Genomic DNA, 24518 nt, shown 5'->3' on the forward strand with positions numbered 1-24518 from the left:
GAAACACCAAATGAAAAGATTGCTGCTGACCCCCGGCCCCGTGGCGGTCCCAAGCGAAATAATGGTTGAGATGGCGAGACCGCTCATTCATCACAGGACCAAGGAATTTGAAGCCGTGTTCGCTCAGGCAAGAGAAGGCCTGAAACAGATTTTTCAGACAGAAAACGAAGTTTTCATACTTGCGGCTTCGGGAACCGGCGCAATGGAAGGAGCCGTGGTAAACACCCTTCGCGCGGGAGACAAGGTGATCACGGTAAACGGCGGAAAGTTCGGAGAGAGGTGGGGGAAGATAGCGAGAGCCTACGGACTGGAAGTGGATGAAATAGAGGTTACGTGGGGCGAGGCGGTTTCCCCGGCAGTAATAGAGGAAAAACTCGAGAGCGACCCCTCGATAAGAGCGGTTCTGATGCAGGCAAGCGAGACCTCAACCGGAGTCAAGCATCCAACCGACCAGATCGCGGCGATTACATCAAAAAGAGACGACGTGCTGCTCATAGTTGACGGCATAACCGCCGTCGGGGTGTTCCCCCTCCCGTTTGACGAGCTGGGAATAGATGTTCTAGTTGGCGGCTCGCAGAAGGCTTTCATGCTTCCCCCGGGACTCTCATTCGCGACGATGAGCGAGAAGGCCTGGGAATTCAGCAAGACCTCGGATCTCCCGAAGTTCTATCTCAATTTTGCCGACTACCAGAAAAGCGCCCAGAAAAACACGACTCCCTGGACCCCGGCCGTTACGCTGATAATCGGCCTCGGCAAGGTTATAGAGGGATTCATGGAAGAGGGAATGGACAATATTTACAGAAAACGCGAACTGATGTCGCTTGCGACCCGCGAGGCGCTCCGAGCGATCAACATAGATCTTTTCACCAATGACGCGGCAAGCCCGGCTCTTACCGTGGGAGTAGCTCCCGAAGAGATAGGGGCGGGGAAAATCATCTCCGAGCTTCAGGCGAAATTCGGTATGACTGTCGCAGGCGGACAGGATCACGCCAAGGGAAAAATCTTCAGGGTATCCCACATAGGAGATGTCGACCGAAACGACATGGTGGCGTTTGTCTCTGCCCTTGAATCCATTCTGGGATCTTTGGGACACGACTTCTCAAGCGGAGCCGGTGTTGCCAAGGTATCGGAAATGCTGGGGACGGCATAGATACCGTTACCATGCGACGTCCGCTATTCAAGCGGACTGAAGCCGGGCAATACCTCTATGTTGTTTCTCACTTAGTTGCTTCAAAACTGATTTTGAGTTGTGTACCGGTTGCCTGCGCAATTTTCCTTAGCGTACTTGTAGAAGGATTAGTTTTGCCACTCTCGAATCTAGCCACGGCAGATTGTGTCGTTTGAAGTCTTTCAGCTAATTGTGCCTGTGTTAGGCCCGCCTGAGTGCGAGCTTTAATAAACAGACGTGCGATTTCAAACTCCGGTCCAAGTTTGTCATATTCTTCCCTATACTCTGGGTTATTGCTCCATTTTTTATGTAGTTCGCTTGCCTTCCCCATTTTGACACCTGCTGTAATATCCATTTGGTCCGCCATCTAAGGTCAGGAAAAATGCTTTGAAACAAGCGGATCATTGTCTATTTCCGAGATCAGGTAGCCAATCCCGTAATAGTCGCCCGAGTTGTGGTAGAGCTTTACTCCCTGGGGGGTCGTAAGGTAGTTTCCCGTCTTTACGGTCTGCTCAGGAAGATCGACCTCGTACACCGTGTAGCCGACCGTTCCGCTTCCTATGTTAACCTTTTTCCGCTCTTCCCTTAGCCTCTTGACGCTTTTCGCGGTCTCCCAGGCCTTTGGATATATATGTCCTTTAACGAGAAATTTCATGGTAGCCCGAAAAACTAAGAAACCTCCATCTCCACGCGGTCTATCAGACCGATGCACATCATTATCTTGTCTATGCCCGGATCCCTTTTGTGAACGAAAGCTTCCGAGAACTCTCCGCCGCAGTCCCCGCATGCGCCTCCCTCATCGGATTCCTTCTCGCAGTCCCCGCAGTAATATGTCTTCAGGTTATACCAATGTAAAGAGGAATAAAGGAGTTCCCTGAAACCGCTTTTGCTGAGACATTCCCCCCACTCGGAAATCGCTTCAACCAGATTGCTTCGGTAGTAATCGGGTATGTCGGCCAGAGGTCCCGAGTATATCTCCTCTTCTCCCACGTATATTCTGAACAGTTCCGGCATTTAAGGTGAATCAGACAGTAGACAGTTTTGAGATCAGCAGATGATCAACCAGAACGAGATTGACCATGGCCTCCGCTATCGGAACAGCCCTCGGGCAAAGACACGGGTCGTGCCTACCCTTCACCCGCAGCTGGGTTTTTTCTCCCTCTTTATCCACGGTGTCCTGGACCTGGGATATGGAAGAAGTGGGTTTTATGGCGATTCTTACAACCAGATCCGCCCCGCTTGTTATTCCGCCCAGGAGGCCGCCCGAGTTGTTCGTCCTGAATCCGAGGGATCCGTCTTCCTTCTTGTACATAAGATCATTTACCTGCGAACCTTTTTTCTCAATGACCCCGAAGCCCATTCCCACCTCAAACCCCCTTATCCCCCCTATGCTCATAAGGGCCCGTGCCAAATCCGCGTCAAGTTTGTTAAACACGGGTTCGCCGAGACCCGAAGGAAGCCCCCGGGAGACTACCTCAACGGTTCCTCCGACGGAATCTCCTTCCTTTCTGACCGACTCTATAAGTCCAATCATCCTCTCCGCGGCCTGCGGGTCGGGACAGCGGACGGGGTTCTCCTCGATCCGGTCAAAATCAATGTCCTCTGCGACTATGTCTCCCACCTGCTTTACGTATCCGGTCGTGGTCACTCCGTGGGAGGCAAGAATTTTTTTCGCTATCGCGGCGGCAGCCACCCTGCCGACCGTTTCCCTCGCCGAGGAGCGGCCACCTCCACGGTGGTCCCTGCGCCCGTACTTCTCGTCGTAGGTGAAATCGGCGTGACCGGGGCGGTAGACATTCTTTATGTCCTCGTAGGATTTCGATATGGCGTCTGTGTTTCTGACCATCATGGATATGGGGGTTCCGAGGGTCTTGCCCTCGAAAACGCCCGAGAGTATCTCGATTCTGTCGGCTTCCTTTCTCTGGGTCGTGATCCTGCTCTGACCCGGACGCCTTCTGTCAAGCTCGTACTGTATATCCTCGGCACAGATCTCAAGTCCCGCGGGACAGCCGTCAACCACAACTCCCAGAGCGGGGCCGTGGGATTCCCCCCAGGTGGTAATTCTGAAAAATCTTCCGAAACTGTTTCCCGCCACTTTATTCCCTTTCTTACTTCAGATAGCCGTTGTCCCTGAACCACTCAACGGTCTTGCGTATAGTCTGCTCGATCGGAGTCACAGTGAATCCGATTTCGCTTACGGCCTTTGAATTGTCAGCGTGCCAGTTATGCCTCGAAAGCTTTATGGAATCGATGTCAAGCGTGGAATAATTCGGAAATCCGAGTCCCAGAACCCTCTCAAGGAGAAACGCGGTGGTGTAAGCAAATATGTAGGGGATCTTGATTTTGGGAGCGGAGATGCCGGTTATCTCTTCCAGAAGAGCGAAATAACCCTGCACATTGACATTTTCGTTCGCGAGTATGTAGCGCTCTCCGGGCTTTCCGTTCTTCTCGGCAAGCAGGTGTCCGTTCGCAACGTCCTCAACATCGACAAGGTTAAAGGTGCCGTCCATGTAGCCTGGAAACCTTTTCTTGCAGAACCACATAACCGACCCAGAGCTTGAAAGATAGATGTCCCCCGCGCCGAGAACCACTGAAGGATTGGTTATAACCACCGGAAGCCCCTTTTCGCTGAAGCTCACAGCCTCCCTTTCCGCCAGGTACTTGCAGTTCATATACCCTATCCCCTCGGAGTAAAGATCGTACTGGGTGGATTCGGTCACCGGAGAGCCGTCACGCTCAACGCCAATTGCGGCCACGCTGCTTGTGAAAACAACCTTGGATACGCCCACGTCCATGGCGGCGGAGAGAACATTCGCCGCGCCGCGCACGTTTATATCCAGCATTTTCTGGTGATCCGACTTCTTAAACGACACGAACCCGGCCGTATGGAAAAGCGTGTCGCATCCGGAAAAAGCGGCCTTAAGAGAGTCGGGATCTCCAACATCCCCGTAGACCTTCTCAACATCGAGAGAATCTATGTTTTTAGTATTGCTCGTCTTTCTGACGAGAACCTTGACCCTGTCTCCTCTTTCAACCAGCTTTCTGGTTATATGCGACCCTATAAACCCGGTCGCTCCCGTGACTACTGTCGCCATTTGCTATTTTCCTCCGGGAGAATTGAAAAGAATTCTTCCCGAAGAGTATAACAATTCCGCCTGACAATGTACAAACCTGAGGAAACCAGTTCAAAATTCACAAATCGGGTTTCGGGTTCTTAGGAGCCTTCAGTATCACAGGAATTTTTCTCCAGCATGATCCACGAAATAATCGACATCCCTTATATATCTCATCACAGTAGAAGGATTTGAGTGTCTTGTAACTTCCATTATCTTGTCGAGACGCGCACGGTGAACGGCCGCGCTTGTAACAAACCCCGCGCGAAGTGAATGTCCTGACACCTGTTTCGGGTCCAGACCGATGAGTGCAGCGTAATGCTTTACGAGCCTCGGAATATCCGAATGGTGCATCGGAGAACCTCTAATATGACCTCCCCGTTTCATCGTCTGAAAAAGGGGGCCTTCCGTAATTTCTGATGCTTGCAGCCAGTCCTGAAGCCGGTTTATCGGTTTTACATACCTTCCTTCCGGTATCGCGATCTTGTGTCCCCTGCCTTCTTGGTCAGTTTTTGATCTTCGTATATAGATAAACATCTTCCATGAATCTTTCACGTTCTGTGGTTCTATAAACTCAACGTCATTTATGGTCAGTGCGCAGATTTCAGAGCGTCTCAGGGCTCCGGAAAATCCGACAGACAGTATTGCCGCGTCACGTCGGCCAATAGGTGTGTCGGCACACTGATCCAGCATTCTTTTGATGTCGTGTTCCCTGAGCGCGTTTACGCGGCGGGGCGCAGCACCCTTGATTCTTGCCAGCCCTTTGAATGCAGCTACCACCTTCGGATGGTTCATAGGGGAGGTTTTTTCGGCATCGGCGTATTTTTTGTTTATTCCGCTCCTGTAAAGTGAAATCGTTCCCATTGAAAGCATTTTTCCGCTATTCGGACGAGGCTGGGTTGCTAGGTCAATTATGAAATCGGCTGTTTGTTCCGGTGTTATGGAAAACGGATCTATGTTTCGGGAGAGGCAGTAATCTTCAAAACAAAGCCAGCCCTTGTTGTATGCTAAGCGAGTATTCAGTGCCAAGGCGGAAGAAACCACCTCGTTATAGAAAACCTTTTTGTCTGCTGATATCGTCATTTTCTTCTCCTGAATTCTGATCTTGACGGAGAAAATCAGAATTTATTTTCGACAGTTTCTCTATTTGCTTTGTACACATCTGCGGAATGTATACCACAGAAGATGATCCATCACCTGTGAGGAAATCAGAGTTGCTGTATGCATGATATTTGTCTCCTTCTGTTTTGATAGATACAAATATCATTTAATATCAGTTTTTTGAGTTCAAGTCTGTGACACCCTGTTGTTGCTGATTTTCGGTGTGTAACCAGTTAGTTGCGCGCCGCTTGAAGCAAAACTTTGGGGCCAGTAGTCCTAGAAGGTATGATATTCGGGAAAAAGATACGATTGAACAAATAAAGGAAGTAGTGATAGGGATGATGAATAAAAAGCTTCATATAAAGGACTGACAAATGATTGAAGCAGGAAAAATGAAAAATTATTCGGGGCTAATAGATGAATGGTTAAATCAAATACATTATGGAGATTGCTTAAATATCATGCGGGACATGCCATCCGACAGTGTGGACTTAATAGTTACTTCCCCTCCGTATGCTGACGCTCGGAAACGAACTTACGGGGGAATAAAACCCGACGAATATGTAAAATGGTTTTGTACCCGTGCTAATGAAATGTTCCGTATTCTGAAGCCTACTGGATCATTTGTTCTCAATATCAAGGAAAAATGTGTAGATGGCGAAAGACATACATACGTTCTTGATCTTATGCTAGCCATGAAACGGGAAGTGGGATTTAGATGGGTTGAAGAATATATATGGCATAAAACAACATCAGCACCGGGTAAATGGAAATATAGATTTAGGGATTCTTGGGAACGTTTGATTCATTTCTCCAAGACTAAAGATATAAAAATGAATCAGGATGAAGTAAAAGTTCCCATAGGAGACTGGACGGAATCTCGACTAAAAAACATGAGTGATAATGATAAACAAAGGATGGAGTCTGCCACTGATTCTGGTATCGGACGAAAAATAGAAGCGTGGGATGGGAAATCTTTAGTGTACCCTTCAAATGTTCTCTATCGTGCTCCTATTTGTCACAATACTGGACATAGTGCTGCTTTCCCGGAATGGTTACCGGAGTTCTTTATAAAGTTGTTTACCAAGAGCAGTTCTAACTGCCATTTAGTTCCTCAACTCACAGTCTCGGTGGAATACTAGAAGACATAATTCTTTTACAATACGCAACGACATCGCCCGAAGGGGCTACTCTTTCACACAAACAATCAAATAGATCATGGAGAGCATTAGGTTCCCCCGTAACTATATGGTAAAACGAAGCTCCGTCAGTTTCGTAAAAATTTTTGCCTAGTTGTTTTTTAAATCGTAAAGGACGTTTAGGGATAATCTGAACAAGATACGCATTCCATTCTCCTTTCTTTTGTCGGATTGCGGTTTTGAGATCATCCTCAACTTTTTCCCGATTACCTGCATTCATTGTATTCCACTTATTTTTGACTTCCGCTATAACACTCTGAGATTCACATTCTAAGTCATATCCCGAATCATGATTATCCCAACCTTCCACTGAACCTAAAACAGTTTGATGAAATTTTCCTAATGCATTACTCATTCCTCGAACACTGGATTCAGCTTGTTGGACACTCTTAAGTTCATCTGACTGCTGAATCCTGAATGTAGCTGCTATAAGAATAGCTGAGAAAGGGTCAACAACATTCTTTATATGTCTTTTTTCTGCTTCTGTTGATGTCTTCAATGCTTCTGAAGTTAATTGATTTACTGCCTTATTAAAATCTTCTTCAGCAATCCAGTCAATCATAATAAAACCTTTGTTTTAGGGTTAATTTCAATCCCAATAGGAAGCCGATTAAGTTGTTTTGCCACACGAAATGTTGTTCCTGAACCTATAAATGGATCAAGAACAATATCCTTCTCATCAGTAAACAACTTTACTATCCATGGAATACTTATAGCGGGAGGGTGGTATGTATATAGATGATTACAGGTCAGAACTATACAGGAGAATCCAACACGGAAATTTCCGGCACCCTCACACTATCATCATCGAGTCGCCGTAACTCAGGAATCTGTAACCGTGCGATTTCGCCTCCTCATAAGCGGCAAGGGCAAGTTCCCTTGTGCCGCAGAACGCGGAGACAAGCATAAGAAGGGTTGAGCGGGGCATATGGAAATTGGTTATAAGAACATCTACAAACCTGAATTCGTAAGGAGGTCTTATAAAAAGATCTGTCCTTCCGGAAAAAGGCCGCATCTCCCCTGTGGTCCCCTCTGCCGACTCAAGGGCTCTTGTAACCGTGGTCCCGACGGAAATAATCCTTCTTCCCTGCGCCCTGGCTTTGTTTACCGCCTCCGCAGTCTCCAGTGGAACAGAGACGCGCTCTGAATGCATTGCGTGGTTATCGATAAGCTCATCCTTTACAGGCCTGAAAGTTCCCTCTCCCACATGCAGAGTGACATATTTCATCGTAACGCCCTTTTCGCGAAGGTCCGAGATAAGTTCAGGGTCGAAATGAAGCCCGGCCGTCGGAGCGGCGACCGCTCCTTCCTCGGTTGCGTAAACGGTCTGATAGGTCTTTTTATCAGACGGTTCGGGTTCTCTCGATATGTAGGGCGGAAGCGGCATTCGTCCCGCGCTGCTGATTACCCGCTCGACGGGTTCGCTGAATCTTATCGCCCAGCTTTTGTCGGGTTCCTTCTCAAGGACACCCGACACCCCTCCGTCAAGGAAAACCCTGAGACCCTCGGCCGGATTCCTGAAAAGCACGCCCCACCGGGTCTCATCCTTTTTCTCCGTAAGAAGAAACTCGACGACTCCCCTTCGTTCCACATGTCCCGAAAGCCTCGCGGGAATAACACGGGTGTTGTTAAGAACCATTAGGTCGCCCGGGCGAAGCAAACCCCTAAGATCAGAGAACCTGGCGTGGGAGAAACCCCGGGTTTTCCTGTCAACCACAAGGAGCCTTGAGGAGGTGCGCTCGGAAAGCGGATACTGGGCGATCAGCCGGCTGGGAAGATCGTAGTCGAATTGATCCGTTCTCATCCGCAAAAGGGCTATTTACCCTCAAGAAGTTTTTTCACGGAAAGGCGGAGGGAGTTCAGCCTTATGAACCCGGTAGCGTCTGACTGGTCGTAAATCGAATCCTCCTCGAAGGTCGCCAGGTTCTCGCTGTAAAGCGAATTCGGAGATTTTCTCCCGCATACTGTGACGTTCCCCTTGTAAAGCTTGAGCCTTACCGTGCCGCTTACGTCCTTCTGGCTCTCCCGGATGGCGGCGCTCAGCATTTCCATCTCTGGAGAAAACCAGAAACCGTAGTAGATAATTTCCGATATCTTCGGAATCAGGGAATCCCGAAGACGCATCACTTCCCTGTCCATGGTGATCGACTCAAGAGCCCTGTGCGCCGCGTGAAGAATCGTGCCGCCCGGGGTCTCGTACACTCCCCTTGACTTCATGCCGACGAACCTGTTTTCAACAATGTCTACCCTCCCGACGCCGTTTGCTCCGGCGACATCGTTCAGGCAGGAAAGAAGCGCCGAGGGAGAAAGCTTCTCCCCGTCAACTGAAACAGGAATACCGCTTTCAAACCCGATTTCCACGTAGACCGGTCGGTCGGGAGCAGCCTCTGGAGAAACCGTCATCTCGAACATATCCTCGGGCGCCTCGGCCCACGGGTCTTCCAGAACTCCTCCCTCATAACTTGTATGAAGGAGGTTGCGGTCGCAGCTGTAGGGTTTTTTCTCGGTCACCGTGACGTCTATTCCGTTTTCCCTTGCGTAATTCACAAGGTCGGTTCTTGATTTGAAATCCCACTCGCGCCACGGGGCTATGATCTTTATGTCGGGGTGCAGAGCGTAGAAGGTAAGTTCGAAGCGGACCTGGTCGTTTCCCTTGCCCGTCGCTCCGTGGGAAACCGCGAAGGCCCCCTCGCGCTTTGCTATCTCGATCTGCCTTTTCGCTATAAGGGGACGGGCTATGGAAGTGCCAAGAAGGTAGCTGCCCTCATACACGGCGTTTGCGCTTATCGCGGGGAAAACGTAGTCCCTTACGAACTCGTCTCTTAAGTCTTCAATGAATACCGCGCACGCGCCGGTATCCCAGGCTTTCCGTTCCGCTTCCTGCAGATCTTCTTTCTGTCCTATGTCAGCCACGTAGGCTATAACATCGGAGTCGTACTCGTTTACGAGCCATTTCAGGATTACCGAGGTGTCAAGTCCCCCGGAATAGGCAAGAACTATCTTGTTTTTCTCAGACATATTACTGGTGCTCCGGTATTTCTTAGCGAATGGAAGACTTGATCAAGGCCTGTCCTGATTCTGCTCAGAGATGGAGCGAAGATCCAGAAGGGAAAACTTTATTCCATTGTTCTGGTAGAATTTTTCAAGCGCGAGCCCCGCGTATTCTATTTTCTGGAGATCATCTCCAGTGTAGGAAAGGTTTTTAACTTCCCCGGAGAGTTTGCACGAAAACGGTATGTCCTTCTCCGGCCTTTCCTGGCAGATAAAACCTATGTCTATCTGCCCGCTCAAATCCATACTCAGAGGAACAATGAATCCCACCGTAAGCTTTGCGCTATGCAGTTCGACCACCATGATTTTTGCCTTGCTCGAATCTTCCTCGTCTCCGACCTCCATCACGTAGCCGTAGTAGTTTATTTCCTTGTTCTGCTCGCTCAGCGAATTCATGTACCAGTAATCTTCCGAATCGAGCCAGGACATTATTTTCATTTTTCTTTCCTCCGAGGATTCACATGGATATTCTAGGAGATTATATACTATTATCCCGTCGTTGGGCAAAAGTCAGGGATAAATTCTGAACTGTCTTTTCCGCCATCTTCTTTAGAATTTCGAAAAATCCTTCTTTCAATTCCGTATATATTCATCGGCCCGAGGATCTTTTATTCCGTAGTCTTTATGACAAAACAATTGCCATTTTTCGTACGTCTTATACATTTGCTTACAGGATAGAACGAGCTGTTGTTCTCGGACAGAACCTGTGCGGGAAAACACATCTGCAAGCAATGAGATCAGTTCTGCCTGTAGGTACGCCATGCAAAAATTCGCAATCCGTCTTCTCGGCATGTTTCGACGGATATCTCTTTTCATCTGGAAGCTGCGCGGCAAAACAGAAGCCGACCTGGCCGCCCAGCGGGTAGTCAGCGGAAAGTCCTGGGATGAGTTCTGCGATACCTTAAAGGCCGCGGGAGCTGCCTTGAATTTTCCGAAAGCGCCCAGAGACGCATTCAGCCAGGCGGAAGGGTATCGGTACTTAAGCCGCATCGCCCGGGCCGGACTGATGGCATTTATCGAGCATGCCGACCCGAAAGCGCCCGTGCTTCATCGCGTAGTCAACGAAACAACCAAGCTGGGTGCGGACAATCCCGATAACTTCTACCAGACAGCGGCGCTCAGCGGCGAGTATGAGTACAAAATCACGGGGCGGCGCAATAATATTGCTTACCTGAGCTTCGGCACCCAGTCCGGCAACTACGGGCAGGGACGAGGGCTGCCTCCAACAGGGCATATAGAGTCTGACCAGATAGAAACCGATGAAGACGGGTACTTTGAACTGATACTCAGCTGTGAACCTCAAAGCAAGAACTGGCTACCCATGACACCGGAAACCGGCACATTGCTGGTGCGCCAGACTTTTCTTGATCGCGAAACAGAAACTCCGGCGGACTTGAGAATAGAACGGATCAACTGTTCTGAAGATGAACGTCGCCCTTCTTCATTGACGCCAAAACAGCTCGACGAAGGACTGAAAACCACGGGGACGCTCGTGGCAGGCGCGCCGCTGCTGTTTGCCAAGTGGGCTCGTGATTTCCAAAAGCACACCAACGAACTGCCGATGTTTGATCCGGAAGTATCGCTGGCCGCCGGGGGTGATCCCAATATCGTTTACTACCACAGTCACTGGAAAGTGGCGGAGGACGAAGCGCTGCTGATAGAAGTAACGCCGCCTGAGTGCGAACACTGGAACTTCCAGTTAAACAACTACTGGATGGAATCGCTCGACTACCGCTATCACACGATACACACTAACAAGCACCTTGCCCGCTGCGAAGATGACGGTTCCGTGCGCCTAGTGGTAGCTCACGAGAATCCCGGCCATCCCAACTGGCTCCAGACAGCCGGACATTCTTCCGGCACGATGTGCTTCAGGTGGGTGCGCGCCAGTGAACATCCTCAACCACGGACCAGACTGGTCAAGTTAACTGACCTTAAGCAGCTGCTTAGCTGAACGAATCGCCATGGCCAGAAAGAACCTGGAGACTTCTACAGACTATGAGAATCCCTACCGTCCCCTTCCCGTCAGGATTTTCAATTCCGTCGGGAAGCTAAGTGAAAAGCTCGGATTGTCGAGTTCTTTGAATATTGAAAAGTTCACCTCAGCCGCGATCCGGAAAGCGGGGCTTCGGGATTTTGGCGACGACGGGCACTCCGAGGCGCTTGAAGTTTTAGTAAATTCGATTAATCAAGAGGCCGAGCTTACTCCGACCGGCAGGCTGATACAGAAAATCCGACTCACAGGCGCGCTGGTTCACCGCCTCCGGATTGAGGAACTGCTGAAACAACACCCCGAAATACACGAGATCGATCTGGGGAAGATTATCCTGATCACGGGACTGCAGCGCAGCGGAACGACAATACTGCACAGGCTGCTGAATTCCCATCCGGATATCCGAGGCGTGTCGGGCACAGAAGCGCTCAACCCGCTGCCGGCAAAAAACAGGGCCGGAGGAGCGATCGCCCGAAACGCGCAGGCGGTCATCGCGCAGCAGCTGATTTCGTATCTGTCCCCGCAATTCATGGCGGTTCACCCCATTGACCACAAGGAGCCGGAAGAAGACGTAATGCTCCTTGATCTTAACTTTATGAGTCAGGCGCCGGAAGCCACAATGCGCGTGCCGGGCTACTCCCGATGGCTTGAGGAACAGGACCATACACGGACCTATGAGTATTTCCGCAAGGTGCTGAAGATCCTGTGCTGGCAGCGCCCCGCCAGCACCTGGGTGCTGAAAACTCCGCACCACATGGAATATCTGGATGTGTTTCTCAAGGTTTTCCCCGCGGCGACAGTCGTGCAGACCCACCGCGATCCCCGAAAAACCATGCCCTCTTTCTGCAGCATGGTTGCTCACAACCGCGGGATATTCAGCGACCACGTGGACCCGGGGGAAATCGCGAGACACTGGTCAAGAAAGGCCCGCCGGATGGTCGAGTCAACCATCCGGTTCCGGGACAAAGCGGATGCTGATCGATTCGTTGACGTTTCGTACTACGACCTGATGAAGGATCCGGTTGCCGAGCTTCACCGGATTTACCTGAGGGCCGGGGTGAATTTTGACGCCGAGGCGACGCGGCAAGCCGAGATTTTCATGAAGAGAAATCCGCAAAACCGCTTCGGCAGGCACGTCTACCGTTTAAGTGATTTCGGGTTGAGCGAGGAAATTATTGAAGATCATTTCTCTTTTTATCGCGAAAAGCATAAAATTCCTTTTGAGTAGTCTCTGCGAATTCAGGCAACCTTAAAAAACCGAAAAACAGTACGGAGAAACCCGCCATGGGACGAAAAACAAAACAGATGGGCGACGGTTCCTTTATAGACGCCATAGTCATCGCAATTCGAGATCTGGCGCAACCCAAGGTATCGGAAGTGAACCCAGTTCCGAAGCACGTGCGTATCGACGGCAAAACCTGCCTGATAACCGGAGCGAACAGCGGGCTTGGCAGGGCCGCTGCCGCCGAGCTCGCGAGGCGGGGAGCAAACATGATTCTGGCCTGTCGACCCGGTCATACGAAAACATGTGACGAAATAAAGAAACTGTCCGGTTCCGAGAACGTGGAAATGATGGAAGTGGATCTCTCGGATCTTCGGTCTGTACACCGTCTCTGCGATCAGCTGAGCGACCGCAACATGAAAATTGATATCGCGGTTCTAAACGCAGGCCTGGCGCTCCAGAAGGCAACCAGAACGCCGCAGGGATACGAGACAATGTTCACGGTTCATTTCCTCGCGAATCGCGTCATGATTGACCGGTGGTTAAAAGACGGCGTGATCCGTCCGTCCGGCCAGGCCGGAGAGACCCCGCGAATTATCTTTGTCTCATCCGAAGCTCATCGGTCCTCTCATACCATCGATTTTGACCGCCTCGGGGAATTTACCGACTATAAGCCCGGAGAAGGCTTTAAGTACTACGGTATCAGTAAGCTTGTTATGTGTACGTTTGCGACTGAACTCTCGCGCCGTCTGAACACGGGCGGCAGAACTGAAGTCGCGGTTCACTCAATGTGTCCTGGGGGTGTCGCCACGAACATTTCGCGGGAAACGCCGCTCATTCTGAAACCCATAGTCAACCCGCTGCTGAGATATTTTTTTCAGTCCCCCAAAGAAGCTATCGGGCCGGTAATCTACCTGTGCTGCGCGGGGGAGGCTGGTACCGACACAGGCATCTACCTGCATTTAATGCAGCGAAAGTCCGTGTCTCCCGCGGCGGCTAACGAAGAAAACGGAACCAGGCTGTGGGAAGCAAGCGAACCCCTGGTCGCTGATTCCCGAGAGTGAACCCTGCGGTCGACGTGGCGGCCGGCCGCTCAGGCGCCGGACGCGCATTTGTGTTATATAAAAAGCTGTACGCGAGACCACGCTTTATACATAATATTGTTCCCACATGCCTAAGACGTTCTCAAAATCCGTAACTCATATCCTGCGGCTGTTTATGAGCAAGCCGATGGCGGAAGAAGCTGATATGTCGGGTCGGAACGTTATTGTGACAGGCGCCGCTCCCAATTCAATCGGTTATGAAACGGCCAGGATCCTCGCAAGCTGGGGAGCTGCAGTAGTTGTCACCAGTACTGACGATATTGAACTGATGGAAAACTCCTTGAGGGAAGACTTGAGAACCATCGGCGCCGACGAGAAAAAGATTAAAGCCCGCAGGTTAGACCTCTGCGATGTCGACAGCGTCAATGATTTCACGACGTGGTACCGGAAAAATTACAACGACCGGCTGCACGTACTTGTCAATAACGCGGGGATTCACAAGAATATCCTTAATCCGAGAAAAAAGCCGCCCATGACGAAAGACGGTTTCGAAATTCACTGGCGGACAAACTTCCTCGGAACTTTTCACCTGACGAGCCTGCTGCTTCCGGTTCTCAAGCAGAGCGGTCTTGAAAGCGGAGACGCGCGGATTGTGAACGTGACTTCCCACCTGCACGACAGAGTGAAAAACAAGAGCATGTTTGACGATGACGGGGACTATCACTCCTGGGACGCTTACGGGCTGTCAAAACTGGCGTTAATCCACTTTACTTTCGAGATCCAGAGGCGGTTTGCCGAAAAGTACAACCTCCAGTCGGCAGCAGTGCACCCCGGCTCTGTTATGACTAATCTTATGCAGACCCAGGAATACGAAGGAAAGGTCGGGTATATTCTAAACAGAATCAGTTGCGCGCTCGCGTCTGTTGTCCTGCTGCGCCCGGTATTCGGCGCGCAGACTTCTGTTATGTGCGCCAGCAAGTACCCGTTTCAAGGTGGAAAATATTATGTGCGCTGCGAGGGAGCGGAATCATCCGGCGATACGAAAGACCGGGATGTGTCGAAACTTCTGTGGGACAACTCAGATGCATGGGTTGGAACTTTAGGCGGGAGCAGTGAAGATGGGCATCAATAGGGAAGTACGTACCGACCGTATTCAGATCGACGCACCCATTGACTTTGTTTGGGATGTCCTGACTGACGTCGAGAATTACGGCGAGTGGAATCCGTTCACACCTCGAGCCAGAACCGATTTTAAAATCGGGGCGCCCGTTCATTTACTGGTAAGAATGTGGCCCTCAAAATTCAGAATAACTGAAACTTTATGCGCATTTGAAAAACCACGTCTTCTTTCCTGGAGCAGGAATTTCGGAACTTCCTGGCTCTTGTTTGTGGTGCGAGAACAGCATCTGGAACCTGTAAGCGACACAAGCTGCAGCTACCATAATGTCGACCTGTTAAGCGGCCTACTTTCACCATTCGTCACGCTGTTCTTCGGCGGTTACATGCGTCGCGGGTTTGGCGATGTAGGAACGGGATTAAAACTCCGCGCAGAAACTCTGTATAGGGAGACGAAAAACTGAATATCCGCAGAAGTGCCGTTTCCGTCCTGGTGCTAAGCAGCGCCACTGTTCTGGAAGAAAGAGAAAAACCACTCTAAGAAGATATTCCGACAAAACTAATCATCTTTTCCGTACCAGAGCCGTCTCTTCTGTATGAAGGAAGGCCCTGACAGTAAGTGCATAAATCCATTACCTCGACTTGCTGAACCCCCGCATCGAAAAGTTCGATTCTGTTAATCTCCACAAGATCAAGAAGGAATTTCCCGTCACCTTTTTCAAGAAGCCAGTTCGTTTCGCCGCTGAACCTTCCTACGAACCGTGACGCCACATCGTCTCGAACTTCGTAGCAGCATCTTCGTATGGCCGGACCTATTGCGGCCACGGCGTCCCGCGGTTTCAAGGAGTATTCTTCGCAAACGGCCCCAATAGATTCCCTGACAACCCGCAGAGAGGTTCCGCGCCATCCCGCGTGGACGGCGAAAACGCAACCGGAATCGGGAAAGCAAACAAGAACAGGAACGCAGTCGGCCGTGATGACCCCGATGCCTGTACCTTTTTGCCGCGTAACAATCGAATCGGCTTCGGCAGATTTTTTTTCCGCGGCATTGTCGGCGAAAAAGACGGTGCTGCCATGAACCTGGTTCACGGTAATGATATCCTCAAGCCCGTAAGCGGAGGCGATTCTGAGAATATCCAGCCCTCCGGGATCATGAACGAAACCGTGGATAACGCCGTTGCACTTCTCAAGCAGGGCCGAACGAAAAACCTTCATCCGCTCCGCCTCCTTAGAAAATCGATCACTGAAACCATATCCTCGGGGATTTTCGCCGAAAGTTTAATCCACTTTCCGGTCGCCGGATGGGTAAAGCCGAGACTTCTCGCGTGAAGAGCGTGCCTTTTTATTAACGCTCCCAAGACCCTTGAATTTTGCGGGCGGCTTTTTTTGCCTCCGTAAATTTTATCGGCAAACACCGGAAACCCGTTTTCAGAAAAATGAACCCTTATCTGGTGAGTTCTCCCGGTCTTCGGCCAGATGCTCACAAGAGTCGCCCCGTGCAGCCTTTCGATTACCTCCCAGCGGGTCTCGGCATCTCTCCCAACTCTGGAAAAAGAGGTCATTTTTATCCTGTTCGAGGGACTCCTTCCTATTGGGGAGCTGAAAACCCCCGAACCTTTTTTCATTTCCCCGGAAACAACAGCCACGTATTCCTTTTCCGTCTCTCTGGCTTTGAACTGCTCGGAAAGACTTTTGTGCGCCCGATCGTTTTTAGCAACAACCATGACCCCGGAGGTTTCCTTGTCGAGGCGATGCACTATCCCCGGGCGCATCTCGCCTCCTATTCCCAAAAGGTCCTCGCACATATAAACAAGAGCGTTCACAAGCGTGCCGCTCGTCACTCCCGCCCCCGGGTGAACCACCATACCGGCGGGTTTGTTAACGACGATTACGTCACGGTCCTCGTAAACAATCTCGACATCGATCTCCTCTCCCTTGATGCCGCAGGGCTCAGGAGGCGGAATGTTAACGCTCAGGCTCTCCCCGCCGTTTATTATCCGAGAAGGCTTAAACGTTTTGCGGTCAATAAGTATGTTTCCGAGCTCTATGTGCTTTTTTATGCTCGAGCGGCTAAGCTCCCCAAGAAAGCCAGAGAGAAACACGTCGGCCCTTTGCCCGGCAAATTCCCGAGGGATTTCTGTTACGGTTTTTTCTTCCGCAGGTTCCATGAACTTCTCTCAGCTGCTCTCCTCAACGATGATGACTTCCGGCGGAACTTCGCCGAAAACATCGCTCGCCCGCCCCTGGTTAACCGATATTTCTATATACCCCCCGCTTCCCCCGACAACAACGATTTCACCGGGTTCCACAGAAGAATACGATTGCGAGATTCCCGTAACCTGCTTCTTTCCAACTGTTACCGCGGCCCGGGCCCCGTCACTGACAGCCTCCGTCGGTATGCTGGTTACAAGATTTCCGAACTTGTCAGTGTAAACAACGGTTCCGCGGATCTCGGTCCCGTTTACCGAGTACCCGTCGCTGGGAAGAATTTCGGGATCATGGATTTGCGGCCCGATCTCCGAGAACGAAACTCCAAGTGAAAGATGCGCAGCGACAGGGGAAAATATATCCCTTCCGTGAAAAGTAGAGCTTGTCTCTTTTAGAAAATAGTCCCGGTTTTTTATTTCGCGGGCACTGAAATCCCCGCAGCAACGAATGACCGAACTGAAAACGCCGTTATCAGGCCCCACGAAAAAATGACCGTCAGCGAAAAGCGCCACAGGTCTTCGTCTGCTTCCGACTCCCGGATCTACCACGACCAGATGCACGGTGTTTTTCGGAAAGTAGCGGTATGAATTTCCTATGACAAAAGACGCGGCGCGGATGTTATGAGACTCAATGCAGTGGGTTATGTCGACCGGGTAGACATTTTCGTTTATGGAGAGCATAACCCCTTTCATCGCCCCCACGTAATGATCGCTTGACCCGAAATCCGTTGTCAGTGTTATAATGCTTCTCATCCAGACTGCTCCGCGAGTAAGATTATGGAACGGAGACGGGATTATATCAAGTCACATGGTGGAACTTACCGTTTTGGGTTCGGGCACCTGCGTGCCTAATGAGAAAAGAGGTTCCTCAGGATATCTCCTGAGCACCGATGCCGGCTCTTCCCTCTTTGACTGCGGAAACGGCGTGGTATGGAAACTCGAGAAAACAGGGGTCGATTATCTTGGGATTGACAATGTTTTCATAACGCATTTTCACCCCGACCACACCTCCGACCTGATTCCTCTTCTTTTCGCCACGAGGCATCCTTACGGGAAAAAAAGAGAAAAGACGCTTCGGATATGGGGGCCGGACGGGTTCTTGGGATTCCTCGAAAAGCTGCGGGCTCCTTACAGGGATTGGGTAAGACCCGATCTCGTGGAAATCCATGAGATCGGAAGAAAGAAACAGAAAATTGGCGACCTTGAAATAAAGACATTCAAAACCGTTCATACTGAAAACAGCATCGGATACGTGATACGAGCCCTGGGAAAGAAAATCATCTACACTGGAGACACAGGTTATTTCCCCGGACTTCGCAAGGTGGCATCGGATGCGGACATATTCATTACGGAATGCGCGCTTCCGGACTCAGAGAAAATGGCCGTTCACATGACCCCTTCAGACATAGCGGAGATTCTTCGGGAAAGCAGTCCCAAGAAAATTGTGCTCTCGCACCTTTACCCTTCAATGGACGATAGAAATCTTCGGGAAGAAATAAAAGCGCTTTCGGGAAACAGAGAAACGGAGATAATAGTCGCCGAAGATCTTATGGAAATCGTCGCATAAGAAGATCAATATTTTGTCTAATCCCTCTTTCCGGCAACCGCGCAGTTTACTTCCTCTATAAGATTCTCCGCAATCTCAAGGCTGTTTTCCGCCTCGGTAACCGGGCGCCCCATAACCAGATAATCGGCTCCGTACTGAATTGCCACGGCTGGCGTAAGCGCCCTTTTGTGATCATTTCTGTTTTTTCCCTCGGGACGTATTCCGGGAGCTACTATTACAAGACGGTTCCCGAATTGCTGTCTGATTTCCCGTATCGACTCTCCCGAAGCCACAACCCCGTCGCAGCCGGCTTCAACTGACCTTCGCGTGAAAACCCTGATGTATTCATCGAGTTCGATATTCTCGTTCATCATAAGCGCTCTCAGATCATCTTGGTTGAGACTTGAGAGAAAAGTGAGGGAAAGAATAAGGGGCCGGTCCCTTTCGCCGCGGCCTTCTTTCGCGGCAGCCACAGTAGCCTTGCCGCCATTTATGGTAACGAACTCCACTCCCTCGGGCACCGCCCGAAGAGCAGCCGTGATCGTACGGTCTATGTCTCCCATCTTAAGATCAAGAAAGACCTTTTTCCCAAGTCCTATAAGCTCATTTACGAAACTCATCCCCTCTCGCATAAAAAGCTGGTAGCCGACCTTGTAGATGCCGATCCTTTCGCCAAGAAGTTCCACAAGGGCAAGAGCTTTCTCCCTTGAGTCAAAGTCAAGCGCTATTATCAATCTCTCGCAACTCTGCGGGGCGTTTTTTTTATTGTTTTCCGGTTCCATGGCTTGAAAATTCCCTTGTTTTGTATGCCACGCCGCTACATCGCTCTGGCGAGAGCAAACAAGGTAAAGCATACCCGGCAAACGCGCGGCGTGCTTGCGGTTACAACCCGATCTCCTTCGTTCCAGCCGCAAAACTGCTTTGCTTGACCTGCGTTGTCACGGCGTTATCATCTACGGTGACATGCGAGTCGTAGTTGCTAAACCCAGAGGATTCTGCGCGGGAGTCGAAAGGGCTATCGAAATAGTTGAAAGAGCCCTTGAGATGTACGGGCCCCCTATATATGTGCGCCACGCCATAGTGCACAACACAAGGGTAGTCGATTCACTGAGAGAAAAAGGCGCCGTATTCGTGGAGGAGCTTGATGAAATCAAAAACCCCGCGGCACGGGTTATTTTCAGCGCCCACGGCGTAAGTCCGGCGGTAATCGAGCAAGCCCGGCAGAGAGGTTTCCAGATAGTGGACGCCGTCTGTCCGCTCGTTACCAAGGTGCACAATGAGGTGAGGCACTACTCCGAGGCGGGATACACGATAATACTCGTGGGACACAGAAACCACGTTGAAGTCATAGGCACCAAGGGCGAGGCCCCTGACAGCGTGGTGGTAGTGGAATCCGTGGAAGAAGCTCTCTCGGTTAACGTCCCGGACCCGGAAAAAACAGCTTACGTGACGCAGACCACACTCAGTGTTGATGACACCAGGGAAATAGTCGCGGCGCTTGAAAGGCGCTTTCCGAAAATCGTAAAGCCATCCAAGCTCGATATCTGCTACGCGACGCAGAACCGCCAGGACGCCGTGAAGAAACTTGCCGAAATCTCAGACGTTATCTTCATAGTGGGATCGCCGGAGAGTTCAAACTCAAACAGGCTGGTCGAAGTGGCCAAGTCCTGTGGGGTGCGGGAAGCCTACCTGATTGAGGACACAAAAGGACTCGGCGGCGTGGGAGACCTGAACAAGGACATTACCGTAGGCATAAGCTCAGGAGCTTCAACCCCGGAAGTGATAATTGAAGAGCTGCTGGCAAAGCTCAGAGACATGGGAGCCGCCACTTTCGAAGAGTTCAGCCTGAAGGAGGAGTCAACAAAGTTTCCCTTTCCCCACTCGCTCGAATTCTCAACGGGGTGAACCGTTGTTAAGGAAAAACACTCGCTGGATAAACCGAGGAAGTCGTCGCCCGCTGGCTCTCAGTTGCTGAAAACTTCATTTTTCCCTGCTTGGCAACGATTTATATTAAACACAGCCTTTAATATAGACGTATAAGTCAGTTATATTAAACACAGCCTTTAATATAGACGTATAAGTCAGTTATATTAAACACAGCCTTTAATATAGACGTATAAGTCAGTTATATTAAACACAGCCTTTAATATAGACGTATAAGTCAGTTATATTAAACACAGCCTTTAATATAGACGTATAAGTCAGTTATATTAAACACAGCCTTTAATATAGACGTATAAGTCACATGCCTATCTCCAGAAACCTGTTAACAAGAGCCGGTCAATACATCTACCAGCCTGAGGGTTACAGGGCATTCATCCCGGCTCCGCTGCCTCCCGATCCGCCGGTCGAGATTGCCGGAGAATTACAAGTATTACTTTCCGAGGCTGACCGGGCGTTGGGATATCTTGATGGGTCTATTCACACACTGCCAAACCCCGACCTGTTCGTCTTTATGTATGTCCGCAAGGAGGCGGTACTCTCAAGCCAGATCGAAGGTACCCAGAGTTCTTTGCAGGATTTGCTTGAGGCCGAAGCAAAAATATTCTCACCGAGCCAGCCCAAAGACGTTGACGAGGTGATTAACTATGTCAGTGCCATGAATCTCGGGCTTGAACTTCTTGACAGATCCTCCGTCCCCGTTTCAATTCATGTAATCCGCAAAATTCATGAAAGACTTCTCCAGGGAGTTCGCGGCTCAAGGCTTTCCCCCGGACAATTGCGAAACACGCAAAACTGGATTGGAAATCCGGGGTGCAACTTGCACGAAGCAATATTCGTTCCTCCACCACACCATGAGGTTCCAAAAAAACTGGTGGAACTGGAGCAATTTTTCCACAATACGCAATTACCGACCTTGATAACGATCGGGATAATCCATTCCCATTTCGAGACAATACATCCTTTTCTCGATGGAAACGGACGCGTCGGTCGGTTGCTTATCTCCTTGCTGCTTGCGGAACGCAGGATTCTTCAGAAGCCTGTACTGTACCTGTCGCACTATTTAAAAAACCACAGGGAGAACTACTACAAGCATCTGCAGAATGTACGCGACCGGGGCGAATGGGAGAGCTGGCTGGGATTTTTTCTGCGGGGTATAAAAGAAGTAAGCAGTGAAGCCAGTGAAACTGCCAGTAAAGTTCTCCTGCTGAGAGAAGAACATCGGGCAACGATTGCTGAAAATCTGGGACACGCCGCCGGAAACGGCCATCTGGTACTGGAGTACCTTTACCAGAAACCTATAGTTTCGGTAAAGCAAGTGCAGGAACTGATCGGAACTACATACGCGGCAGCCAACAATCTGGTCGCGCAGATGGCAAGAAACGGCATTTTACACGAATTCACTGGCCGTGCGCGCAACCGCAGATTCATCTACCGGGACTATATCAGCCTTTTTCGCGGTGATGAGCCAAAAAACCATGCGTAGCTCTCCCTGAACTCAAGTCAGGGCAATTTCCGAGAAAATGCGGGAACAGATCTCAAGATACGTAGCCGACATAGAAATCCCGGAGGGAATAGTTTCAATAGACTGCGAGGTGAGAAGCGGGAATAAAACGGAGATCCTCTTTATTCTCAACAGCTCTACATGCGAGGGAACCGAAACCCCGCCCGCCGGGGATTTTCGTGGCTCTCTTGAGAGCCGCGGAGAAATCCTTGTTGAAGCCGAAACGGACGATCCCGAAGCCTTTATAAGAAAAACCCTCTCCGCCGCGTACGGACCCCTCGCGGATATCACACTTACGGATACAGATACCGACTGATAGCTTCAGAAACGAAAACGGTTTCTTAGTTCGCTATCCAGCCACCGTCAACGGAAAGCTCCGCTCCCGTCATATACGCCACGTTTTCGCTGTCGCAGAGGAAAAGCACCGCGTGCGCCATTTCCTCGGGAGTCGCAAAACGGCCCAAGTGACCGGTTATGGGCTGAAGCCCCTTCAGATACGCATCGAGCTCCGGAGGCGAATCGTCAAGAAAAGCCTGCACCATGGGAGTCAGGGTAGTGCCGGGATTTATGGCGTTTACCCTTATGCCGTTTGCCCCGTACTCAAGGGCCATGCTTCTTGTGAGCTGCGACACCGCTCCTTTGGTGGAATTATACGCGGCGGTACCCGGTATGGCCTTGATTCCCAGTATGGAGGAATTGTTGATTATCGTGCCTCCACCCTGCTCGATCATGTGAGGAATCGAGAACTTGGACATCATGAAGGTGCCCTTTACGTTAATGTCAAACACCCGGTCCCAGTCCTCAATAGACGTCTCGTGAGTAACCGCCAGAGGAAGCACCCCTGCGTTATTAAACAGTATGTCGATTTTGCCGAAAAGCTTTATTGCGTGCTCCACGGCCTCCTTGCAGTCCTCTTCCTTTGACACGTCGCTTACGAGATATTCTATCTTGCCGGGAGAGTCCTTCGCCAGCTCCGCAGCTTCAATAAGAGTGCTTTCGGTTCTGCCGGTTATAAGAACATCCGCGCCCTCGTTTGCGAAAAGAAGCGCCGTGACCTGCCCTATTCCCAGACTGCCGCCCGTGATTATCGCAGATTTACCCTCAAGTTTCATTTTACTCCTCCTTGATATGTTTATTCATGCAGGCAGAAAGCACCCGCAACCTCAAAGCTAGTTTAAAACATCAGGGGCAGTTGCGTCAATTCCCATCCGGTTTTTTTACCACGCCTGATACAGAACACGGAAGACCCGGTCAGAAGAAAGGTACCGGAATTTGGTAGCCCCAACGGGATTCGAACCCGTGTTTCAGCCTTGAGAGGGCTGCGTCCTAAACCCCTAGACGATGGGGCCATACTCATGAGAGAATACCAAGCTACCATAAAAAAATTCAATTTCAAAAAGTGCGGCATAAAAAAGATCGGTAAGTCCGGCCCGGTCTGGTGTAGTTTTTCGCCGGGAATATGCTGTATAATTAACCCGCAATCGGATAAACCCCCTTTTCGGAGAAACGGATATGAAAGCTCTCGCTCTTGAGACAGAACCTGGAAACGAAGAAAGCGTTTTCTCAAGAAAAACCTACGATGCGGTTCTCTTTGATCTCGACGGAGTGATTACCACAACCGAAAAAATTCACTCTGCCTGCTGGAAAAAAACATTCGACGAATTTCTTCGCTGCCGGGCAGACGAATCCGGGGGCAGTTTTATTCCCTTCAGTGAAACAGATGACTACCTTGAGTATGTAGATGGCAAACCCCGCTACGAAGGCGTACGCAGCTTTCTGCTCTCGCGCTCAATAGATCTTCCCGAGGGCAACAGGAGTTCTCCGCCAGGCGAGCAATCAGTTTTTGGGCTCGGGAACAGGAAAAACCGGTTGTTCACGGAAACCCTTGAAAAAGAGTCTCCCGGAATCTACCAGACATCCGTCGCGCTAGCGCGCCATCTTAAGGAAGCCGGGTTTCGCTTGGCAGTTGTATCTTCAAGCAGGAACTGCCGGGCCGTGATGAAGGCCACCGGAGTAGAGAACCTTTTCGAGGTAACGGTGGACGGGGTAACCGCAACAGAAAAAGGTCTTCGGGGAAAACCGCAACCTGATACGTTTATTGAAGCCGCCTTGGCTCTTGGAACCAAGCCCGCAAGAAGTATCGTTATCGAGGATGCGGCGGCAGGAGTGGCAGCGGGAGCGAGTGGGGGTTTCGGACTGGTAATTGGAGTAGCCAGGAAGCAAAACGAAGAGGAACTTTTTTCAAACGGAGCGGACATGGTCGTAAGCGATCTGGGAGAGTTCGGGCTTGGCGCGTAGCAGGCGAGGAAAACAG

General features: G+C 50.5%; 28 protein-coding genes and 1 tRNA gene. 12 read left to right on the plus strand and 17 right to left on the minus strand.

The annotated features are described in order from the left end of the window. Window positions 1-10: 10 nt before the first annotated feature. Complete coding sequence (locus tag OXG75_03220; GenBank protein ID MCY3624997.1) at window positions 11-1150, plus strand: alanine--glyoxylate aminotransferase family protein; 1140 nt, start codon at window positions 11-13, stop codon at window positions 1148-1150. 67 nt (window positions 1151-1217) lie between these two features. Here OXG75_03220 and OXG75_03225 read toward each other — a convergent pair whose 3' ends face one another. The 6 genes from OXG75_03225 to OXG75_03250 all read right to left on the minus strand — a co-directional run bounded on the left by OXG75_03225 (window position 1218) and on the right by OXG75_03250 (window position 5364). Continuing rightward, entirely contained in the window at window positions 1218-1499 is a 282-nt protein-coding gene (locus OXG75_03225) for a helix-turn-helix transcriptional regulator (protein MCY3624998.1), read from the minus strand. Between the two features lie 42 nt (window positions 1500-1541). Next, window positions 1542-1823 carry a hypothetical protein gene (locus OXG75_03230; protein MCY3624999.1) on the minus strand — a complete coding sequence of 94 codons (282 nt, stop codon included), beginning with the start codon at window positions 1821-1823 and terminating at the stop codon, window positions 1542-1544. Window positions 1824-1837: 14 nt separating this feature from the next. After that, a complete protein-coding gene (locus OXG75_03235; protein MCY3625000.1) occupies window positions 1838-2182 on the minus strand; it encodes a hypothetical protein in 345 nt (114 codons plus the stop codon). 10 nt (window positions 2183-2192) lie between these two features. Further along, window positions 2193-3263 carry a chorismate synthase gene (gene aroC / locus OXG75_03240; protein ID MCY3625001.1) on the minus strand — a complete coding sequence of 357 codons (1071 nt, stop codon included), beginning with the start codon at window positions 3261-3263 and terminating at the stop codon, window positions 2193-2195. A 13-nt stretch (window positions 3264-3276) separates the two neighbouring features. Beyond that, complete coding sequence (locus OXG75_03245) at window positions 3277-4263, minus strand: SDR family oxidoreductase (GenBank protein MCY3625002.1); 987 nt, start codon at window positions 4261-4263, stop codon at window positions 3277-3279. Between the two features lie 135 nt (window positions 4264-4398). After that, window positions 4399-5364: a site-specific integrase gene (locus tag OXG75_03250; GenBank protein MCY3625003.1), complete on the minus strand. Its 966-nt coding sequence runs from the start codon at window positions 5362-5364 to the stop codon at window positions 4399-4401. Between the two features lie 392 nt (window positions 5365-5756). Here OXG75_03250 and OXG75_03255 point away from each other — a divergent pair, with 392 nt between their 5' ends. Then, window positions 5757-6524 (plus strand): site-specific DNA-methyltransferase, encoded by a 768-nt coding sequence (locus OXG75_03255; protein ID MCY3625004.1) that lies wholly within the window; start codon window positions 5757-5759, stop codon window positions 6522-6524. Here OXG75_03255 and OXG75_03260 read toward each other — a convergent pair. Genes OXG75_03260 through OXG75_03280 form a run of 5 tightly spaced genes read right to left on the minus strand, consistent with a single transcriptional unit; the run spans window position 6502 to window position 10070 of the window. Continuing rightward, window positions 6502-7143, minus strand: a complete 642-nt coding sequence (locus OXG75_03260) for an Eco47II family restriction endonuclease (GenBank protein MCY3625005.1) — start codon at window positions 7141-7143, stop codon at window positions 6502-6504. The two genes, OXG75_03255 and OXG75_03260, sit on opposite strands and share 23 nt — an antisense overlap. Next, on the minus strand, window positions 7140-7340 hold the full coding sequence (locus OXG75_03265; GenBank protein ID MCY3625006.1) for a DNA methyltransferase: 201 nt from the start codon (window positions 7338-7340) through the stop codon (window positions 7140-7142). Before OXG75_03265 ends, OXG75_03260 begins: the two co-directional genes overlap by 4 nt. Before the next feature lie 34 nt (window positions 7341-7374). Continuing rightward, window positions 7375-8385 carry a tRNA preQ1(34) S-adenosylmethionine ribosyltransferase-isomerase QueA gene (queA, locus tag OXG75_03270; GenBank protein MCY3625007.1) on the minus strand — a complete coding sequence of 337 codons (1011 nt, stop codon included), beginning with the start codon at window positions 8383-8385 and terminating at the stop codon, window positions 7375-7377. An 11-nt stretch (window positions 8386-8396) separates the two neighbouring features. Continuing rightward, window positions 8397-9599, minus strand: coding sequence for an argininosuccinate synthase (locus tag OXG75_03275; protein ID MCY3625008.1), 1203 nt, complete (start codon window positions 9597-9599; stop codon window positions 8397-8399). Between the two features lie 42 nt (window positions 9600-9641). Further along, window positions 9642-10070: a hypothetical protein gene (locus OXG75_03280; GenBank protein ID MCY3625009.1), complete on the minus strand. Its 429-nt coding sequence runs from the start codon at window positions 10068-10070 to the stop codon at window positions 9642-9644. A gap of 352 nt (window positions 10071-10422) precedes the next feature. Here OXG75_03280 and OXG75_03285 point away from each other — a divergent pair, with 352 nt between their 5' ends. The 5 genes from OXG75_03285 (at window position 10423) to OXG75_03305 (ending at window position 15470) form a co-directional block, all read left to right on the plus strand. Continuing rightward, complete coding sequence (locus OXG75_03285; GenBank protein MCY3625010.1) at window positions 10423-11586, plus strand: DUF1214 domain-containing protein; 1164 nt, start codon at window positions 10423-10425, stop codon at window positions 11584-11586. A gap of 10 nt (window positions 11587-11596) precedes the next feature. Beyond that, entirely contained in the window at window positions 11597-12853 is a 1257-nt protein-coding gene (locus tag OXG75_03290; GenBank protein MCY3625011.1) for a sulfotransferase, read from the plus strand. Window positions 12854-12909: 56 nt separating this feature from the next. Further along, window positions 12910-13911 carry an SDR family NAD(P)-dependent oxidoreductase gene (locus OXG75_03295; protein MCY3625012.1) on the plus strand — a complete coding sequence of 334 codons (1002 nt, stop codon included), beginning with the start codon at window positions 12910-12912 and terminating at the stop codon, window positions 13909-13911. Between the two features lie 184 nt (window positions 13912-14095). Beyond that, on the plus strand, window positions 14096-15022 hold the full coding sequence (locus OXG75_03300) for an SDR family NAD(P)-dependent oxidoreductase (GenBank protein MCY3625013.1): 927 nt from the start codon (window positions 14096-14098) through the stop codon (window positions 15020-15022). After that, window positions 15009-15470, plus strand: a complete 462-nt coding sequence (locus tag OXG75_03305) for an SRPBCC domain-containing protein (GenBank protein MCY3625014.1) — start codon at window positions 15009-15011, stop codon at window positions 15468-15470. Before OXG75_03300 ends, OXG75_03305 begins: the two co-directional genes overlap by 14 nt. Before the next feature lie 73 nt (window positions 15471-15543). On the opposite strand, the gene pgeF is transcribed toward OXG75_03305, so the two are convergent. The 3 genes from pgeF to OXG75_03320 are packed head-to-tail and all read right to left on the minus strand — an operon-like array spanning window position 15544 to window position 17966. Next, entirely contained in the window at window positions 15544-16221 is a 678-nt protein-coding gene (gene pgeF, locus OXG75_03310) for a peptidoglycan editing factor PgeF (GenBank protein MCY3625015.1), read from the minus strand. Then, window positions 16218-17174 carry an RluA family pseudouridine synthase gene (locus tag OXG75_03315; GenBank protein ID MCY3625016.1) on the minus strand — a complete coding sequence of 319 codons (957 nt, stop codon included), beginning with the start codon at window positions 17172-17174 and terminating at the stop codon, window positions 16218-16220. The genes pgeF and OXG75_03315 overlap by 4 nt, the downstream gene beginning before the upstream one ends. Before the next feature lie 9 nt (window positions 17175-17183). After that, the gene (locus OXG75_03320; protein ID MCY3625017.1) at window positions 17184-17966 is read right to left on the minus strand and encodes an SAM-dependent chlorinase/fluorinase; all 783 of its coding nucleotides are present in this window, start codon (window positions 17964-17966) and stop codon (window positions 17184-17186) included. A gap of 55 nt (window positions 17967-18021) precedes the next feature. Here OXG75_03320 and OXG75_03325 point away from each other — a divergent pair, with 55 nt between their 5' ends. Then, entirely contained in the window at window positions 18022-18780 is a 759-nt protein-coding gene (locus OXG75_03325; GenBank protein MCY3625018.1) for a ribonuclease Z, read from the plus strand. 17 nt (window positions 18781-18797) lie between these two features. On the opposite strand, the gene pyrF is transcribed toward OXG75_03325, so the two are convergent. Then, entirely contained in the window at window positions 18798-19541 is a 744-nt protein-coding gene (gene pyrF, locus OXG75_03330) for an orotidine-5'-phosphate decarboxylase (GenBank protein MCY3625019.1), read from the minus strand. A gap of 139 nt (window positions 19542-19680) precedes the next feature. Here pyrF and ispH point away from each other — a divergent pair, with 139 nt between their 5' ends. From ispH to OXG75_03345, 3 genes are all read left to right on the plus strand, one after another. Continuing rightward, window positions 19681-20664 (plus strand): 4-hydroxy-3-methylbut-2-enyl diphosphate reductase, encoded by a 984-nt coding sequence (gene ispH, locus OXG75_03335; protein ID MCY3625020.1) that lies wholly within the window; start codon window positions 19681-19683, stop codon window positions 20662-20664. A gap of 340 nt (window positions 20665-21004) precedes the next feature. Next, complete coding sequence (locus OXG75_03340) at window positions 21005-22186, plus strand: Fic family protein (GenBank protein ID MCY3625021.1); 1182 nt, start codon at window positions 21005-21007, stop codon at window positions 22184-22186. 37 nt (window positions 22187-22223) lie between these two features. Then, a complete protein-coding gene (locus OXG75_03345; GenBank protein MCY3625022.1) occupies window positions 22224-22520 on the plus strand; it encodes a hypothetical protein in 297 nt (98 codons plus the stop codon). A gap of 25 nt (window positions 22521-22545) precedes the next feature. Here the strand turns inward: OXG75_03345 and OXG75_03350 are convergent, their stop codons facing one another. Both OXG75_03350 and OXG75_03355 read right to left on the minus strand, forming a co-directional pair. Further along, the gene (locus tag OXG75_03350) at window positions 22546-23316 is read right to left on the minus strand and encodes an SDR family NAD(P)-dependent oxidoreductase (protein MCY3625023.1); all 771 of its coding nucleotides are present in this window, start codon (window positions 23314-23316) and stop codon (window positions 22546-22548) included. A gap of 161 nt (window positions 23317-23477) precedes the next feature. After that, window positions 23478-23553, minus strand: a tRNA-Glu gene (locus tag OXG75_03355). Between the two features lie 163 nt (window positions 23554-23716). Here OXG75_03355 and OXG75_03360 point away from each other — a divergent pair. Beyond that, window positions 23717-24502, plus strand: a complete 786-nt coding sequence (locus tag OXG75_03360) for an HAD-IA family hydrolase (protein ID MCY3625024.1) — start codon at window positions 23717-23719, stop codon at window positions 24500-24502. Window positions 24503-24518: the final 16 nt, after the last annotated feature.

The sequence above is a fragment of the Candidatus Dadabacteria bacterium genome, assembly GCA_026705445.1.
Taxonomy (GTDB): Bacteria; Desulfobacterota_D; UBA1144; order Nemesobacterales; family Nemesobacteraceae; genus Nemesobacter.

Coding starts and splice junctions, on each gene's coding strand:
- OXG75_03225 (MCY3624998.1), bottom strand. CDS start 1,499: ATGGGGAAGGCAAGCGAACTACATAAAAAATGGAGCAATAACCCAGAG.
- OXG75_03290 (MCY3625011.1), top strand. CDS start 11,597: ATGGCCAGAAAGAACCTGGAGACTTCTACAGACTATGAGAATCCCTAC.
- OXG75_03245 (MCY3625002.1), bottom strand. CDS start 4,263: ATGGCGACAGTAGTCACGGGAGCGACCGGGTTTATAGGGTCGCATATA.
- OXG75_03220 (MCY3624997.1), top strand. CDS start 11: ATGAAAAGATTGCTGCTGACCCCCGGCCCCGTGGCGGTCCCAAGCGAA.
- OXG75_03350 (MCY3625023.1), bottom strand. CDS start 23,316: ATGAAACTTGAGGGTAAATCTGCGATAATCACGGGCGGCAGTCTGGGA.
- OXG75_03305 (MCY3625014.1), top strand. CDS start 15,009: ATGGGCATCAATAGGGAAGTACGTACCGACCGTATTCAGATCGACGCA.
- OXG75_03250 (MCY3625003.1), bottom strand. CDS start 5,364: ATGACGATATCAGCAGACAAAAAGGTTTTCTATAACGAGGTGGTTTCT.
- queA (MCY3625007.1), bottom strand. CDS start 8,385: ATGAGAACGGATCAATTCGACTACGATCTTCCCAGCCGGCTGATCGCC.
- OXG75_03280 (MCY3625009.1), bottom strand. CDS start 10,070: ATGAAAATAATGTCCTGGCTCGATTCGGAAGATTACTGGTACATGAAT.
- OXG75_03300 (MCY3625013.1), top strand. CDS start 14,096: ATGTCGGGTCGGAACGTTATTGTGACAGGCGCCGCTCCCAATTCAATC.
- OXG75_03275 (MCY3625008.1), bottom strand. CDS start 9,599: ATGTCTGAGAAAAACAAGATAGTTCTTGCCTATTCCGGGGGACTTGAC.
- OXG75_03345 (MCY3625022.1), top strand. CDS start 22,224: ATGCGGGAACAGATCTCAAGATACGTAGCCGACATAGAAATCCCGGAG.
- OXG75_03315 (MCY3625016.1), bottom strand. CDS start 17,174: ATGGAACCTGCGGAAGAAAAAACCGTAACAGAAATCCCTCGGGAATTT.
- OXG75_03340 (MCY3625021.1), top strand. CDS start 21,005: ATGCCTATCTCCAGAAACCTGTTAACAAGAGCCGGTCAATACATCTAC.
- OXG75_03260 (MCY3625005.1), bottom strand. CDS start 7,143: ATGATTGACTGGATTGCTGAAGAAGATTTTAATAAGGCAGTAAATCAA.
- OXG75_03295 (MCY3625012.1), top strand. CDS start 12,910: ATGGGACGAAAAACAAAACAGATGGGCGACGGTTCCTTTATAGACGCC.
- pgeF (MCY3625015.1), bottom strand. CDS start 16,221: ATGAAGGTTTTTCGTTCGGCCCTGCTTGAGAAGTGCAACGGCGTTATC.
- OXG75_03230 (MCY3624999.1), bottom strand. CDS start 1,823: ATGAAATTTCTCGTTAAAGGACATATATATCCAAAGGCCTGGGAGACC.
- OXG75_03325 (MCY3625018.1), top strand. CDS start 18,022: ATGGTGGAACTTACCGTTTTGGGTTCGGGCACCTGCGTGCCTAATGAG.
- OXG75_03360 (MCY3625024.1), top strand. CDS start 23,717: ATGAAAGCTCTCGCTCTTGAGACAGAACCTGGAAACGAAGAAAGCGTT.
- pyrF (MCY3625019.1), bottom strand. CDS start 19,541: ATGGAACCGGAAAACAATAAAAAAAACGCCCCGCAGAGTTGCGAGAGA.
- OXG75_03255 (MCY3625004.1), top strand. CDS start 5,757: ATGATTGAAGCAGGAAAAATGAAAAATTATTCGGGGCTAATAGATGAA.
- OXG75_03235 (MCY3625000.1), bottom strand. CDS start 2,182: ATGCCGGAACTGTTCAGAATATACGTGGGAGAAGAGGAGATATACTCG.
- OXG75_03285 (MCY3625010.1), top strand. CDS start 10,423: ATGTTTCGACGGATATCTCTTTTCATCTGGAAGCTGCGCGGCAAAACA.
- OXG75_03320 (MCY3625017.1), bottom strand. CDS start 17,966: ATGAGAAGCATTATAACACTGACAACGGATTTCGGGTCAAGCGATCAT.